The organism is Leptospira abararensis, from assembly GCF_016918735.1.
GTDB classification, from domain to species: Bacteria; Spirochaetota; Leptospiria; order Leptospirales; family Leptospiraceae; genus Leptospira_A; species Leptospira_A abararensis.
Genome location: NZ_JAFFPR010000055.1, coordinates 32,589 through 47,965, shown reverse-complemented (window position 1 = coordinate 47,965; position 15,377 = coordinate 32,589). Strand labels below are relative to the sequence as shown.

The window sequence follows — 15,377 nt, the reverse complement described above, 5'->3', positions numbered from 1 at the left end:
GGACGAATCTTTTCGCAAGATCTAACATACTAAATTAGGTCTTTCTAATGAGAAAGGGTAGGGCCAACTGGGGAGTGAGTTTACTGTAATTCATTCCGAAGAGATCCGTCCCATTTAAAACTCGAAATTCGTCTACGAAGTAAGGCCAAGGAAAGGGGGCATTTTTTGTATACTCAAGGATTAAGCTGGGATTCCCGTCGAGTCGCGATTTTCCAATGGATAAGTTCATGGGATGGCGCATTTGGAAATCCATAGAGTGGGGAAGTAAAAAGAGATTGTAGGCAATGTCGGATCCATCAAATGATTTCCCCCACCAATGACGAAAGGACATAAAATTCAAACTAAAACGAGCACTGATTTGAAACCATTTGGGACCTAACCATTCGGCTCGGTAATTTCCAATCGGAAAGGAATCGGGTGCCTTTAATTCCAAAAATTGTTTTTTAAATTCAGATAGGGACATCGTCATCAATCAAATTTCAAAATAACAAAAGCATAGCGAAAATTCCGATCCAATCAAAAAAATATGGAAAGATTTTCCATTTCATTCAGGAAAGAGTTGGCAATAAGACATATCCGTCATAGAACAGGGAACATTCGAATTTCGGAGTCCCTATGCGTAAGTTGGTATTGGCTTTTAGTTTTTTATTTTTCCTTAGTTCCTGCAATTCTATCAGCGGCCTTTTTAAGGCCATCAAACGCACCATCTTTCCCAGCAGTTGCCGAATCGAAGTTAAATTAGACACCACCGATTTAAAATATCTAGAAGACCTTTGGGACTACCGCATTACAGTTTCAGAAGATACCAATTTACAAGAGTTTGCCTCCGCAGTTCAAATTTCTCCAAAACCTTCCAACCCTCAGACAGAATTTTCTGATTATGTAACTCGAGAATTTTCTCTAGATTCCTGGAACTTTGATCCGGGTGTCGAATACGAAATCAAAATTGGAAAGTTTTATGCAGAAAATGATTGTTTTTTAGAAACGCCTGTTAGCTTCAAACTCCCTGTGATGGCCAAAAAACCTTCCTTTTATTTATCTAGGGAAAATATATTTGAATCCAATTTAAACAAAGTACTTCCTATTTCTATTTCCAATGTTCCTGAATTTCAAATCCGATCTGCTGAATTGTCTATACCAATTCTTGTAGATGCTGTTGCAACAATGGGAAACAAATACTATGAATTTGAAAACCAATTGAATTGGAAAAAATCGGTTTGGAAGTCTGGGATCAAAATCAATTCCTTTGGAAATCAAGGGATGGATATTGACAATTATTTTGGCTCCAAACCCAATACAAAGGCTTGGATCGCATTTCAGTTAGGTGCCAATATCATCGGCGAAAATAATAAGGAAGAATTCAAAAAAGAATCCATTTTTTTACAATCTACAAACTTAGGAATCACAACAAAATTAGACCCAAATACACTTCATGTTTGGGTGCACAGTCTTTCCAAAGCAGAACCTATTGCCAATACTAATATTAGTTTGTATGAAAAAGGAAACTTACGCGGAACTTGTAAAACAGATAAAGATGGCCATTGTACCGTGCCATCTATCAGCGATACAAGGGCTTTCGATAAGTCAGTGTTAATTGCCGAGGATACCTCCGGTGATAAAGCTTTTCTTCATTTTAATGAAACACATATCGAAGGTTATAGTGACTATTACACAGAAAACCATGTAAAAGGAAAAATATACTTTGATAGAAAATTGTATCGGCCAGGGGATCGAGTAGAGATCAAAGCAGTCCTTGCAGACAGAAAAAATGGAGTGTTGGTTCCTTATTCTTCGAAAACAGTAAACGTACAAATTCGAGATTCTCGCGGAAAGGATGTATCTAATACAAACCTTACATCCACGACACAAGGGGGAGTGGCCACAGGTTATACCATTCCTTCTGATGCTCCCCTTGGGCATTATTCTGTTTCTGTTTATTTATCTGGAAAGGATGGTTCGGTCACCTATGATACTTTCCAAGTAGAAGAATTCCGACCTGTGAATTTTATGGTGAATGTGAATTTGGCCAATGTGGTGAACAAAGACCAAAATGTCAAAGGAACTGTGGAAGGTAAGTATATGTTCGGAGCTCCTATGGGAGGAGCTAAGATCAGTTATTCGGTATTAAAAAGAAAAAGATACATAAACTTTGATATTTTTTCGAATTATGATTTCTCCGACACTTGGTATGATTACGAAGACGAATATTCTGGTGGTAACTCGGACTATGTAAGTGGTTCCGAAGGTATTTTGGATAGTAAAGGTCTTTTTAACTTAGACATTCCTGTTCAGGATTTAACCCGCAAATTTGTTACCGATGGGGAAGATATCGAAATTGCTGATCCCTTTCATTTAGTGGTAGAATCATCTGTATTCGATGTGGATGGGAAGTCTGTTACAAAATCTGCCAGTATACCTTATAATCCTTCAGAAACGTATGTGGGACTAAAATGTAATGATAGATACCAGTCTTTGGACAAACCATTTCAGTTTGGTGCTGTGGCAGTCAACTTACAAGGTAAAGCTGTCGCTGGCGTAGAACTTAAGGCCTATATTATTTATAATGATTGGACTTCTGTTTTGTCTCAAGGATTAGGAAAGTTCTTTTTTAGAAGCAACCAATTAACAAAAAAAGTTGTTGAGACAAAAAAACTGATTTCGAAAACCGATGGAGTCACTTTTGATTATCGTGCTAAAGATCCTGGAAGTTATACTGTTTTAGTATTGAATCGAGACAAGGTTTTTTCTCGAGTGGATTTTTATGCTTATGAAAAAGAATCTTATTACACTTGGGACTTTCGTGGCGATGATTCCATCGAATTACGTTCTGATAAAAAAGAATATAAAATTGGTGATAAAGCAAAGATCCTAATTAAATCTCCATTACAAAATGCACGAGTCATAGTTACTGTCGAAAGAGATTCTGTGTATTTTAAAAAATCTTTTTTGATGAAAGGAAACAGTGCTCCTCTGGAAATTCCCATTGAGGAATCATATCTTCCCAATGTAGATGTCAATGTGGTGATGTTATCAGGTAGACTTCCGGTGCCTGAAGGACTTTCTGCTGATGACATTAAAGAATTTAACGAACAGGACTTAGGTGCTCCCAAAGCAAAAACGGGATCAGTAACTTTAAAAGTCAATTTAGCTTCTAGAACGGCACCCGTTGTAATTAAAACTGACAAAACGGAATACCAACCTAGGGAACAGGTGAAATTGTCGATTCAATCGAGTCCAGGTGCAGAACTCACCGTATCTGTGGCTGACCGTGGAGTTTTAGACTTGGTGGGATATTCCTTTCAAAGCCCAGTGCAAATGTTCTATCAGTATTGGTATAACATTGTTAAGACCTTTGAACTTCGTAGTATGATCATCAAACATTATATATACGAAAATAAAGGAGATAGTCCAGGAGGGGATTATGGTGAAGATTCAGGGGGAGGGTTCTCTGCTGAATCAGAATCTGGTGCGAGAAAGGACTTCCGTTATACGGCCTATTGGAATCCCGTAGTTACTGCTGATAGCAATGGAAATGCAGATCTAAGTTTTACTTTGCCAGATAATTTAACAACGTTTCGAGTTATGGTTGCCTCTTCCGCCAATGGAAAGTTTGGTGCTTCAAATTCAGAATTCACAGTCAAAAAGAATTTGGTTTTACAGAAGACAGTTGCTAGATTCATTCGAGTTGGTGATAGTTTAGAGTTAGGTGGTAGTATCACAAATAATACTAAGAAAAAAGGAAGGTTTAAATATAAAATCGCATCTAAATTTCTCTCGGAAGATAAAGGTTGGATACCGATAGAACTTGCTGCGGGTCAAACCAAAGAAGTCCTTAAAACATTCCAAATCTCAGAATCACAGTATATCAAACTAAAACTTGACCATCCAAAGGATGAAATCCAAATGTCTTATCAAGTTTCAGTAGAGCCAGAAAATTCTGCAGAATTTGCAGATCTGAAAAAAAATGATCTTTCCGATGCTTTAGTGGTTACTCTTCCGATCAAAGAATTTGATCCAGTAACATCAGTTCAATTTTCTGGTTATACTGATTCGGAACACAAAACACTAATTACTTTCCCAAAAAAAGAATCAATACTGCTTAATAAAGGTTCGTTAGACATTCGTATGTCGGGAACGGCACTTACGGCATTAAAATCTGCTTTTGACTTTTATGAATCCAATCCTTACTTTTGTATGGAACAAAGAACTTCGGCCTATCTACTCTCTTTGAGTGCTGGGGAGTTACTCAAGGAATTCCAATACAAAGCTCCTGCAAAAGATTCTTATGATTTTACTCAAATTGAAAAATTGTTTTTAGATGAAATGTCTGACTTCCAAGCTTCTGATGGAAGTTTTAAAGTTTGGAAAGGTCATGGAAGGACAGGGTATCCATATTTAACTGCCTACATTGCTTCAGTGATGCAAATTGCAAAAGAGAAAGGAAAAAGATCCAATCCGCAAGCATACCAATCGGCAATCCAATACTTACAAAATTACGTAAAAAATCCTACAGAAACTTCGATCAATTCCTACCAAACTCTAAGTTTAATTTATTCCGTACTATCGAAAGATAAAAAGGACATTCATACTTTAGAGAAAACCTTGGTAGACCATTTCGAAGAATTAAACTTAAAGTCTCGCGGAATTTTTCTAACCGCATATGCCGAGACACATAAGCTCGAATCTTATGAGTCGGACTCTGTGTTTAAAAAACTATTCGCGGAGTATACAAAATACATTGTGTATGAAAAAGAGTTATTCACCATAAAACCGGTCAAACAAAATTCGGATGAATACTATTATTACTCTTATTATAGTTCCTCAACAGTTCTTGGGAACTATTTGCGACTGTTACTCAAAGTAGATTCTAAAAACCCACGCATTGTGGATTTAGTGAAATCAATTATGATGGATCGTCAAAATCAATATTGGTCTGATAGTCATAGTGTCGGAACCATTGCACTCGCGTTGGCTGAATACAGAAATCGTTTTGAGTCAACTTCAGCGGACACAGAAGGGCAGGCCATCTTTGGCGAAAGAACATTAATTGATGAATCCTTTTCTGCTTCTTCTGATTCCATCTATAAAGAAGAAATTACCTTTGATCGTCTATTTGAAGGAAAAGATCCGTCCGGTAGACCTCTCGTTTTCAAACGCACAAGTGCGGAAGGTAGATTGTATTTCCAATCTAGATTGATGTATGTTCCTGTAAAAGACACAACCACCCAAAAGTTTAATGGTCTTGAAATTAGAAAGACCTTATACCGAATTGATGGAAGGGATTCTAGTGGAGATGCCATCCTAAAAGAAGTGACTGGCTTGCAACGCGGTTCCACTTATCTTGTCAAAGTAAAAATACTCAGTAATACCGAACATGCTTTTGTTATGGTTGTGGATCCAATACCGAGTAACACGGAAATTGTGAATACTTCATTTTTGACAGAAAAAACTTCCGATGCGGATGAAACCGAAGTCACTGAAAATTACTATGGTGGATACAAGGAGTACCGTGATGATCGAGTTATCTTTTCTGAAGATAGATTGGGAAGAGGGGAAACAGAGTTTAATTATATATTGAGGCCAGTAGCAAAAGGAAATTCAATTTTGCCAGCTTCCAAAACATTTTTAATGTATCATCCCCAGTTTTATGGAAATACTAATACGATTCGAGTGAAAGTGGAGTGATTTCGAAAAAAGATTTCATTCTCTATATCCTGTTAGGTGGAGGAGTTATCTTTCCCATAGCAGGATTTTTATTAAGACCGATATCTTTTGAAACTTTTCGAAATCAGACAACAGTTCGTATCCTTACAAAGGAAGGGACTCTAATTGGAAGAGGAAAAAATCAAAATCAAACAAGACAGGATTGGGAAAGTATCCAGGAGTATCCAACCTTTGTTCCTGAAATTTTAAAAATTGCCGAAGACAAACGATTTGATTCTCATCATGGAATTGACCTATTTGCAGGTTTCAACTCCATTCGTTCTTATCTTTTTTCCAAAGGAAAAAGAGGGGGTGCATCGACACTTACCATGCAACTTGTACGAATACAAAACCCGGAGATTCGAAGTTATCCATTTGTGCTACGTAAAGGCTTTGAAATCTTCGAGGCGCTTCGGTATGAAGTTTGGTTCACAAAGTCCGAAATTTTAGAAGCATATCTGAATTCCGTATCAATTCATTCCAATATTGTTGGGTTTCCATCCGCCTCACTTATATTATTTGGTAAACATATTCGTTTTTTATCGCTCGAAGAAACTGTATATCTTACCGTTTTGATTCGAAAGAATCACCCAGAATTAAAAGAACTCTCGATTCGTTATCACAATTTACGAGAGAGGATTCCTTACGAAATACCCGTCTTAAATGATCCAAATGAACTTACCATTGATACAAAGGTCAAAAACAAAGCTGATTTTTCTGAGCAATGGAAGGGTGAAAATCAGCACTTTCTGAATTGGATTCGAAAGTTGATTTCGATTCCTTCCGAAGAATTTGTTTCTTCTTTATCCTCTGAATTAAATTCGGAGTTACATTCGATAGTAAATTCTGAACTAGATGGGTTAGAACGATGGAATGTATCCAATGCATCTGCGATTGTTTTGGAACGTGTTCCTGGTAAAGATGACGAACTCGAACTAAAAGGAATGATTGGTTCCAAAAATTTTTTTGAAGACGGAAATGGGATGGTAAACGGTAGTTTGGCCTATAGAGATGCCGGAAGTACACTGAAACCTCTGTTATATGCACTTGCTATAGAAAAAGAAATTTATACTGTAAATTCTATCTTCTCTGATGAAAAATATTCTTTTTCTTTGGGCCAAGGAGGAAACTATCTTCCAAGAAATGCGGACCTTCGTTATTGGGGAGACTTAACTTTGGCAGAGGCACTCGGTAACTCTAGAAATATTCCTGCTGTCACAACGATTAACGAAATAGGAGTCACAACTTTTTATCGTTTTTTACAATCCGCCGGTTTTACTCACTTAAAAGAATCACCTCAATTTTATGGACCAGGTCTTGCTCTGGGGTCGGGTGGAACAAGCCTCCTTCAGCTAACGCGCGCTTACGGGTCATTCCCTTTGAACGGAATACTACCAAAAATTCGATTGGGAAAAATGGATAAAAAGCCCTTGTACTACGGCTTGCCTACACGACTTTTCTCTGGAGAAACTGCTGAAGAGTTGAAGTTTGTTTTAAAAGATCCGAAACTAAGGCAAAGAGCCTTTGGAAGGAGGAGTTATTTGGATTTTCCGTTTCCGGTATCAATTAAAACAGGTACTTCCAAAGATTATCGAAACTCTTGGACAGTTGCATTTAATGATCATTATGTGGTTGGGGCTTGGGTGGGAAACTTTTCTGGGGAAAGAACTATGGATGTTTCGGGTTCTTTTGGCGCCGGACGGATTGTTCAGAATATATTTCGAAGTTTGATGAAAGATAAACCAAGTTTGGAATTTAAATCTAGTTATACAGAAACCAAAAACTTTTGTCGCCTTACCGGGAAGTTAGCTTCGGATCAATGTTCATCCATTGCTTTGAAAGTTAGAAAAAAAATCCTTCTCTCCGAAATATGTGATAAACATAAGGCAGAATCAAATCCTTCTGTATTAGGTGTTGGTTTTGTTTATCCTTCGATGGGCCAAGTCTATTTATATCACCCATCGTATGAAAAAGAAACACAAAGTATTCCAGTAAGAGTTCGTGAGTTTAAGACATTAAAGGTTCCGAAATTGGTTTGGAACGGAAAAACTGAATTCAAACCCACTTCCAATGGAGACTTACGTTTACCCATCATTCGTGGAAAACATTCTTTAGTATTATATGATGGGGAAATAAAGAAGGCATCCGTTGAATTTGAAGTTAAATAGCTTAGGTCGTTTTAGCAACTGGTATTACTTAAAAGAATCACCCTTGTTGTTATGGTATTTGTTTGTGTATTTCTTTCACTTTCCGATTTCCATTTCCTTTAGTGTTTGGGTTTACTTTCATGGAATTATTGTTTCGACGATCACATTTTTTGGTTTAGGTTTAGAATATTATCTCAATCAAAATTCAAATCAAAGAACAAAATTAAATGCTACCAACCGTTTGCTTTTATGGACATTCTTTATAATTATCTTTAGTTACCAAGAAGTTTACCAAACTGCTTTGACGTTTGACCTTCTGATTTATTCTTTCCAACACTTATCTCTTTTGTATGCAGATTTTTTTAATTTTTTATACCACTGGAAACTAACACAGTGGATGGCATTGGGAATTGGTTTTTATTTGATTTTTGCTACGAATAGGAAAAGGATACTATTTGTCCTTTCTGTTGGTTGTTTATTATTTTTATCTTTTCGTATGTCTTCGGAATGGTTGTTCAGAAGTGAGAACCAAAATAAAATTTCTTCCTATCAGGTAAAAAAAGAAAAAACAATTTTAGAATCCATCTCTGGAAAACCAAATCTTGTTTTTGTTTTGTTGGAAGGTGTTTCTAGAAAACAACTGTCGTCTTTAGAATCACGTTATATTGATTTTTCTTTATTGGAAGGTTCTCATTTTTGGATTCCAATGCCACATACTTCCAAAAGTTTATTTACTTGGATGACAGGCGAATCACAACTTCATCATCCTAGGTTACAATTAGATGATTCGTTATTAGAATCGAGTCTTCCTTTGTTATTACAAAAAAAACACAAATACCAAACATTTATGATCTACTCCCAATCCATATACTTGGAAGGAATGGATCAGTTTTTTCCAAAGATTTTCCAAACAGTTTTAGATAAATCGAATTTGGAAAAAAGATATGGATCGCTCTATCCATCATTCAGTTGGGGAATGGATGACCGAGTCATTCTTTCCGCAATGAAACAAATTCAAGATATAGACAAGGAACCTTTGTTTTTGTTGATTGGGCTTAGCCAAACACATAGTCCCTATTTTGTATCAAAAGAAAGTTCTACCCTCCAATGGGAATCACCTTTGGTTCGTTATCAGGCATCGATAAAAGAAGATATAGAAGTATTAGATTCTATCATTGCTTATTGGAAAGAAAACTCTTCTCGTGAAACAGTGTTGATTCTTGCGGCCGACCATGGCGAATCCTTTGGAGAGGAAGGTGCTTTTGCCCACAATTATTCTTTATACAACCAAGAGACAGATGTTCCCTTCCTATTCTATTTTCTAAAATCAGGACAAGTATACATTCCGAAATTAGGAACGTCAGTAGATTTTAAAGAGACTGTTTTAAATTTATTAGAAACCAACCCAGAACAAAAGAATGAAAAACAAAAATTGAATTTTTTTAGTTTTGGTTACCAACCAAATTTAGTATTAAAAACTTGGAATTCTGAAATTCAAAAATCTTGGATCACTTCTGATACAAAATACATTTATCACAGTGACAGAGACCAATTACTTCAGATGGATCTGATGGATAAAAATAGAACTCCCATTACTGATCCTCGTAGGAAACAAAAAGTAATGAATCAAATTTATTCTGAAATTCGTTAGGAGATCTTATTGCCATTCAGGAGTGTCAGAATGGATGTTTTTAAAAAAATTTTGTAATCCAAAACAAACATTTCTAATCCATCTTCTTTTACTGCTTCTCTCACTTGGTTAGAGGGAAAACCATGAGACCAAGATCCTACAGCTAAAGCATGGCACTGCATCAGAAATAAAAATCCAGATTGTTCGTTTAAAAATGGAAAGGTCTGGATGAGAAGGGGTAGAGTTTTAGAAATTTGTTCTTTTAGACTAAGTTTGAATTCTCGAATGGTCGCAATGCTTGCATTCTTTTCTAGGATAGTGGGAACGATGGGCAACAGTTTTAAAAATCGAACATGTCTATCCATCGATTCCACAAACCACTTAGAAAACACTTCTGCATCTATACTTTTTGTTTCTGTTAAAAAAGTTTCCATGTCCAAAAACCAAGCTTCATAATCAGCATTATGTACTCGAAGGCAAAGATCTTCTTTTGTAGGAAAATATAAATACAAAGTTCCTTTTGCAATTTTTGCACGTTTGGCGACTTCATCCATGGAAAGTTCCGCCCAATCTTTTTTTTGCAAAAGAAAGGCTGCGGATTGAAGTATGGAAGTTCGTTTGGAAAGTTTGTCTTTTTCCAATACAGCTCTTTTTTTTGGCGAACGTTCTACAATCGGCGCGCGGCTCATACCTCCAGGATAGTAAAATCCTAGAAAATATGCTAGAAAAAAACATATTATTGACTGGGGGTCAATTTAGAGCAACCGCCAGTCATTTATCTCTGACTTGCGTACAACGCAGTTATTTCTATTGTAGGTTTTGTACAATTCGTCTATACAAAGTTGGTTTTTGTTTGTTATCTTTTGATAATGATGGAGGATAAGTTCAAATACTTTGAATTTATCTAAAACAAGGAGATGATTATGAAAGTTCGTGGCTTCAATTGGTTTCTCTTGGCAATTTTATTTTTATTTGTTACTGAGTTATCACTTTTATATGGAAAAACTGATTCTTGTCAGCCATCGACTGAAGAACAAAAAATTGAAAAACTTTTAAAGCGAGTGGGGAAACTCCAAGGTAGTTTTATTCGTAACGGAGAAACTCATACTGCCGAAGAAGCAGAAAAACACCTTCGTTATAAATTACAAGAAGCAAAGAACTCGATATTTGCACCTGACCCCAAAGAATGGACTGCCAAACTATTCATAGAGAAAATTGCATCGAAATCTTTTTTATCAGGAACTCCCTATTTAATCAAAACTTCTGATGGAAAAGAATTTAAATCCTCTGATTGGCTTCTTGCAGAATTAAGAAAAATAGAATCATGTCTGTAGACTAATATGAATTAGTTTCTATTTAGGCTTCTCATTAGTCGAAACATGATCTATCTACTTTTCCGTTTCTTTTTCTGAAGTTTATGGTTTTAGGAAAAAAATTATAAACATTGGTTGTAAATTATTGGAACTATTGTAGTGTATTCCACCATACCAAAAAGGTAATAGGGGATGACCATGCAGTTGCAAATTCTTTCTATTTTTATATTTATTCTCAGTGTTTCATTAGCAGCACAAAAAGTAGAATCTGAGTATTCATTCAATACGGATTTCAATGTTCGACCTACCTTCGTCGAGGGAAACTCTCCTTTTTTTGTCAACGGTGGGAAATGGATTTATTTAGGAAGGACGGCTGATTTTGATGAACCTGGGTTGTATTTTTACGATACTCTTTCTAAGGAACGAATTTATAAATCGGTTCCCTTAGAAGCTTATTACATTAGGCACGCAATAGAGTTTGTTGGCCAAATTGAGACAAAAGGTAAACGATTGCCTTTAACTGTTTACGAGTTTTTGTTTTATGATGAAACAACAAACCGTGCAGGTATTGTAATCGAAAATAAACATAAATCGGTAAATTCCAAACGGTATTTTTTTGTGGGCTGGGATCTCGCAACCAATACTATTGATGTAGTCGAACCAATTTATGAAATTGCAGAAGATGATAAAAAATCTTTTGCACAAAGTTCTCCGATTGGATACTCACAAGAAGACAATACCGGTTACTTTAGTTTTGCTGTGGATGCAGATCTAAAAGATGATGAATCAGAGGATGTTACCGCTTTTATTTACAAAATTCAAAACCAGAATTTGATTAAGTTAAAAGAATACAAATCGAAATTTTATCCTTACACACCAGAGTTTCATCCAGAATCAAAACAAATACTGATTGCTTGTTATACGGAAGCTTTTCAAAAAAGAAATCCAATGGGATATTTATATAAAATAAAATCAAACTCATTCCAAGAGTTCTCCATCCCATCAACTCCTTACGGAATCAGTTTTTCGAAAGATGGAAAGTATTTGTATATGGCGGCAGCTGATACAGGTGAAGTTCGAATGTACAATACGGACAATCTCTCTGACGTAAAAAAAACAAAATGGGGAACTCATGGTCATAAGTTGGGGTTTTGGAAAGAAGGAGAACTGGTTTGGGTTCGTAACTCTGGTTTACATATCTTTGATCCCATAACTTTGAAACAGAAGAAAGTCATTCCAACAAAAAAATTTTACAAGAACCATGTCAATGTAAGTGGTTCAGCATTTTTACCATTCCGTAAATTGCTTTTAAGGAATATATTAGAAGACCCGGCAGGCGGAGCTGCCAACCGGGTTTTAGTTGCGGATTAAAAATCAATCCTCTCCGAATGAAAAAAAATCATATGTTGATGTTTGGAATTATTTCCAAGCATCCGCATTGTCTTTTGCATACTGACTAAAGGAGATTGGGTCTTTCCCCGTCAGAGTTTTCACTGTATCTAGAATAGGAGATGCAAATCCCTCTTTTAAGGCACCCGCAATCATTACCAAAAAAGCAGCATAGTCTTTTGTGAGTCCTGCCGATACAAGAGAAGATTCAAATACTTTTGGATCTACGTCTACATACCCAATTGTTTTTCCACTTACTTTTGTTAAATGATTTGCAACTTCATTATGATCTATGGATTCAGGTCCAGTCAATGTGAATGCTTGGTTATCATTTTTGGAAGATGTGAGAAGAATAGCTGCGACCGAAGCAATGTCTCTAGCATCAATGAAACTTGTTTTTGCATTTCCACCTGGGAAATAAATTTTACCATCTTGTTTGATTCCTGCAATCCAAAAGGTATGGAAGTTTTGCATAAACCAGTTTGGACGAATGATATTCCAAGGAATTCCCGCTCCTTCGAGCATTATCTCTGTTTTGCGAAAGGGGGCTTCCGGTGGGGCGTGTTCTACACCCATAGCTGTCATCAAAACGAATTTTTTTAAACTCACTTGTTTTGCCTTTTCTATCCAAGGGGAAAGAATTTCATATTGGTTGGTTTGGCCAGGAGGGCTTAAAAAATAAGCTGCATCCACTTTTTCCAAAACTTCCAAGCCTTTAGTGAGTTCACTAGAATCGGCAAACACCCAATGTAAGTTAGAGGCACTTTTTTGGGATTCTGGTTTTCTGGATCCGGCAAAGACTTCATGTCCTTGTTTTAATAATTCGGTGACTAGGTGGCCGCCTACGAGTCCTGAGCCGCCATATACAAATACTTTCATAGTTAATCCTTGAATTCGGAAATGAATCCGTTATTATTCCTTTAATATACTCTGAAAAATCTAGACCGTCTATGTCGAAAAATATTAAAAATATATCCAATCGTATAAAATACTAGACATTCGGTAATTCTTTTCCAAAAAAGACCTATGGATCTACTTTCCGATATTCTTTCTTCTGCGGGTTGGAAAAACGACCTTCTTTCCAAAGGGCAAATTTTTGATAGTTTTGGGTTTCACTTCCCTTGTGAAAAGAGTGGTGGTTTCCATGTGGTAACACAAGGCAGTTGTTATGCGAGACTGAACGGAACCACAATTCCTCTTCATAAGGGTGATCTTATCTTTATCACCAGAGGAACCAATCACGAGTTATTATCAGACCCGAAAGCAAAAGTTGTGACCATTGAGCGGTTCTTAGGTGACAAAGAGATTCGGATCAAAAAAGAAAATCCCGTGACGACCTTTGTTTCCGTTCGTTATGAAGTCCCACCGGGTCCCATTCACCCACTTTTTTTGGAATTACCTGATTATATCCATATACCTTATGAAACCATACAAGCACACCATGCCCTCGGAGATATCATTCAAATCCTTTCCCGTGAATTGGAATTAAACCTTGGTACTGACTTAATCGTACAAAGGTTAACAGATATTTTATTATACTATATGTTAAGAATGTGGTTAAATAATCGTGTGGATTCACAAGCAGGATGGGTGAAAGCTTTCCACGACACACAAGTGTTGTATGCCTTGGAAAAATTACACAATGGATTTAGTAAGGATTGGACGATTGAATCTTTGGCCAAAGAAACTGGAGTTTCTCGTGCCAATTTAGCCAACCGGTTTCGTGATGTACTCGGGATTCCTCCTATGGAATATTTGGCTAAACTCAGAATGGAAAAAGCCAAAGAAATGTTTCAAAAAGGGAATATGGGTCTGGAGGAAATTGCACAAAATGTCGGTTATGCGTCCGCATTTTCTTTTTCGAAAGCTTATAAACGAATTTTTGGGAATTCACCGAGTCGTGAGTGGAAACGAGTTGTGTAATAAAGTTCGAATGTTTTCCAATTGGTTTTTTTTTGGTAAGTATTCCGGGTGGCTTCGGAATACCTCGGCGGCCTTCCGAATTTTGGAAGTATCTGCCATCATTGGTTTAATCTCTTTCCATCTGCCATCTAATTTCATTTGTTCTGAAAGTTTAAGATAGGATTTGATCCTGCCCGCTCTTTTGGCATATGTGATTCGATTTTCACAATGGCAAGGATTCTCTGCATTTGTTAAGCTACATTCCTTCCCAAGAAAGGCCTCCATTTGTTTTCTTGATCTTGATAACTTTTGGCGGAAGGCCTCTGGGCGAACCCCCATCACGGAGGCGCCTTCTTCACTTGAAGTTTGAAATACTTCTCCTAAAAGATAAGCCATCCTATAGGGCCTTGTAAGACCTTGTAACATGGCATAGGTGCAAGCAACTTGGACATGCAAAACCAATTCAGAAACTTTGGGCGAAGTTTCTTCTTCCATTGGGGATAAAGGGAAATGGGAATGAGAATTGTGGGGGGCTTGCGTTCGGTGTAATTCTTCGCGCACGGCTCTTAAATGCACTTTACGGCGTTCCATTTTTGATTTTTGTATGTTGATCAAATGGTTACTTGCAATCCGGTAGATCCAAGTGGAGAGTTTACTTTCTTTTCGAAAACCACCTAAGTTGGTGATCACTTTCACCAAAATTTCTTGAGTGGCATCTTCCGCATCCTCTGGATTCCATAAAAATTTCAATGCAAGAGAAAAAACTTTTGGTTGGAAGATTTGAATTAATTCTTCTAACGCATTTGTTTTTCCAGCAAGAGAACTTTCTAATAGAGAAAGATGCGGATCCTCAATCATTTATTTTTATTTGCGACCCAATGTACAACCAGTGCCAGTAAAGCAGGCAAACCTTGTGAAAATAAAATGGAAAACTTAGCTGTTGCCGAACCATAAATCCCTGCGACTACAACACATATAAGAAAAAATAAAATGGTTTGGAATTGTTGTTTTTGATCTTTGATAAAAATGAGAGCCCAAAAAAGTCCCGCAGCTAAAAATCCATTGTAAAGACCTTGGTTTTTTGCTAATTTAGATGTGATCTCCGCGGTTTCTGGTGTCAGTTGGAATACTTTCATTCCAAATTCAGTTTTCCATAGAAACATTTCCAATACTAAGATGAACACATGTTCTACGGCCACAAAGCCAGTGAGGATGAGAGAAGTGAGTTTCATAAAATTCTCCTAAAGAATTGTTTTCTTCTTGGGACAATTGATTTTACCGTTTGTGACAGAA

Annotated in this window: 11 protein-coding genes; 6 read left to right on the top strand and 5 right to left on the bottom strand. The window is 36.7% G+C overall.

Annotated features, from left to right (window positions below; genetic code table 11):
* Positions 1-34: 34 nt before the first annotated feature.
* Complete coding sequence (locus JWG40_RS16350; RefSeq protein ID WP_205286844.1) at positions 35-469, bottom strand: hypothetical protein; 435 nt, start codon at positions 467-469, stop codon at positions 35-37.
* A gap of 146 nt (positions 470-615) precedes the next feature.
* Here JWG40_RS16350 and JWG40_RS16345 point away from each other — a divergent pair, with 146 nt between their 5' ends.
* Genes JWG40_RS16345 through JWG40_RS16335 form a run of 3 tightly spaced genes read left to right on the top strand, consistent with a single transcriptional unit; the run spans position 616 to position 9,501 of the window.
* On the top strand, positions 616-5,685 hold the full coding sequence (locus tag JWG40_RS16345) for an alpha-2-macroglobulin family protein (protein WP_205286843.1): 5,070 nt from the start codon (positions 616-618) through the stop codon (positions 5,683-5,685).
* The gene (locus JWG40_RS16340; RefSeq protein ID WP_205286842.1) at positions 5,682-7,871 is read left to right on the top strand and encodes a transglycosylase domain-containing protein; all 2,190 of its coding nucleotides are present in this window, start codon (positions 5,682-5,684) and stop codon (positions 7,869-7,871) included. The genes JWG40_RS16345 and JWG40_RS16340 overlap by 4 nt, the downstream gene beginning before the upstream one ends.
* Positions 7,858-9,501 (top strand): sulfatase-like hydrolase/transferase, encoded by a 1,644-nt coding sequence (locus tag JWG40_RS16335; protein WP_232369438.1) that lies wholly within the window; start codon positions 7,858-7,860, stop codon positions 9,499-9,501. The genes JWG40_RS16340 and JWG40_RS16335 overlap by 14 nt, the downstream gene beginning before the upstream one ends.
* On the opposite strand, the gene JWG40_RS16330 is transcribed toward JWG40_RS16335, so the two are convergent.
* A complete protein-coding gene (locus tag JWG40_RS16330) occupies positions 9,498-10,169 on the bottom strand; it encodes a TetR/AcrR family transcriptional regulator (RefSeq protein ID WP_205286841.1) in 672 nt (223 codons plus the stop codon). The genes JWG40_RS16335 and JWG40_RS16330 overlap by 4 nt on opposite strands.
* Before the next feature lie 234 nt (positions 10,170-10,403).
* Here JWG40_RS16330 and JWG40_RS16325 point away from each other — a divergent pair, with 234 nt between their 5' ends.
* Both JWG40_RS16325 and JWG40_RS16320 read left to right on the top strand, forming a co-directional pair.
* A complete protein-coding gene (locus JWG40_RS16325) occupies positions 10,404-10,814 on the top strand; it encodes a DUF5329 family protein (protein WP_205286840.1) in 411 nt (136 codons plus the stop codon).
* A gap of 177 nt (positions 10,815-10,991) precedes the next feature.
* Complete coding sequence (locus JWG40_RS16320) at positions 10,992-12,164, top strand: YncE family protein (protein ID WP_205286839.1); 1,173 nt, start codon at positions 10,992-10,994, stop codon at positions 12,162-12,164.
* Positions 12,165-12,212: 48 nt separating this feature from the next.
* Here JWG40_RS16320 and JWG40_RS16315 read toward each other — a convergent pair whose 3' ends face one another.
* The gene (locus JWG40_RS16315) at positions 12,213-13,061 is read right to left on the bottom strand and encodes an NmrA family NAD(P)-binding protein (RefSeq protein ID WP_205286838.1); all 849 of its coding nucleotides are present in this window, start codon (positions 13,059-13,061) and stop codon (positions 12,213-12,215) included.
* A 147-nt stretch (positions 13,062-13,208) separates the two neighbouring features.
* Between JWG40_RS16315 and JWG40_RS16310 the strand changes: the two genes are divergently transcribed.
* On the top strand, positions 13,209-14,105 hold the full coding sequence (locus JWG40_RS16310; RefSeq protein WP_205286837.1) for an AraC family transcriptional regulator: 897 nt from the start codon (positions 13,209-13,211) through the stop codon (positions 14,103-14,105).
* Here the strand turns inward: JWG40_RS16310 and JWG40_RS16305 are convergent.
* Positions 14,073-14,942, bottom strand: coding sequence for an RNA polymerase sigma factor (locus JWG40_RS16305; protein ID WP_205286836.1), 870 nt, complete (start codon positions 14,940-14,942; stop codon positions 14,073-14,075). The two genes, JWG40_RS16310 and JWG40_RS16305, sit on opposite strands and share 33 nt — an antisense overlap.
* Positions 14,939-15,316: a DUF1304 domain-containing protein gene (locus tag JWG40_RS16300; protein WP_205286835.1), complete on the bottom strand. Its 378-nt coding sequence runs from the start codon at positions 15,314-15,316 to the stop codon at positions 14,939-14,941. Before JWG40_RS16300 ends, JWG40_RS16305 begins: the two co-directional genes overlap by 4 nt.
* Positions 15,317-15,377: the final 61 nt, after the last annotated feature.

Coding starts and splice junctions, on each gene's coding strand:
- JWG40_RS16330 (WP_205286841.1), bottom strand. CDS start 10,169: ATGAGCCGCGCGCCGATTGTAGAACGTTCGCCAAAAAAAAGAGCTGTA.
- JWG40_RS16305 (WP_205286836.1), bottom strand. CDS start 14,942: ATGATTGAGGATCCGCATCTTTCTCTATTAGAAAGTTCTCTTGCTGGA.
- JWG40_RS16325 (WP_205286840.1), top strand. CDS start 10,404: ATGAAAGTTCGTGGCTTCAATTGGTTTCTCTTGGCAATTTTATTTTTA.
- JWG40_RS16320 (WP_205286839.1), top strand. CDS start 10,992: ATGCAGTTGCAAATTCTTTCTATTTTTATATTTATTCTCAGTGTTTCA.
- JWG40_RS16345 (WP_205286843.1), top strand. CDS start 616: ATGCGTAAGTTGGTATTGGCTTTTAGTTTTTTATTTTTCCTTAGTTCC.
- JWG40_RS16350 (WP_205286844.1), bottom strand. CDS start 469: ATGACGATGTCCCTATCTGAATTTAAAAAACAATTTTTGGAATTAAAG.
- JWG40_RS16300 (WP_205286835.1), bottom strand. CDS start 15,316: ATGAAACTCACTTCTCTCATCCTCACTGGCTTTGTGGCCGTAGAACAT.
- JWG40_RS16315 (WP_205286838.1), bottom strand. CDS start 13,061: ATGAAAGTATTTGTATATGGCGGCTCAGGACTCGTAGGCGGCCACCTA.
- JWG40_RS16310 (WP_205286837.1), top strand. CDS start 13,209: ATGGATCTACTTTCCGATATTCTTTCTTCTGCGGGTTGGAAAAACGAC.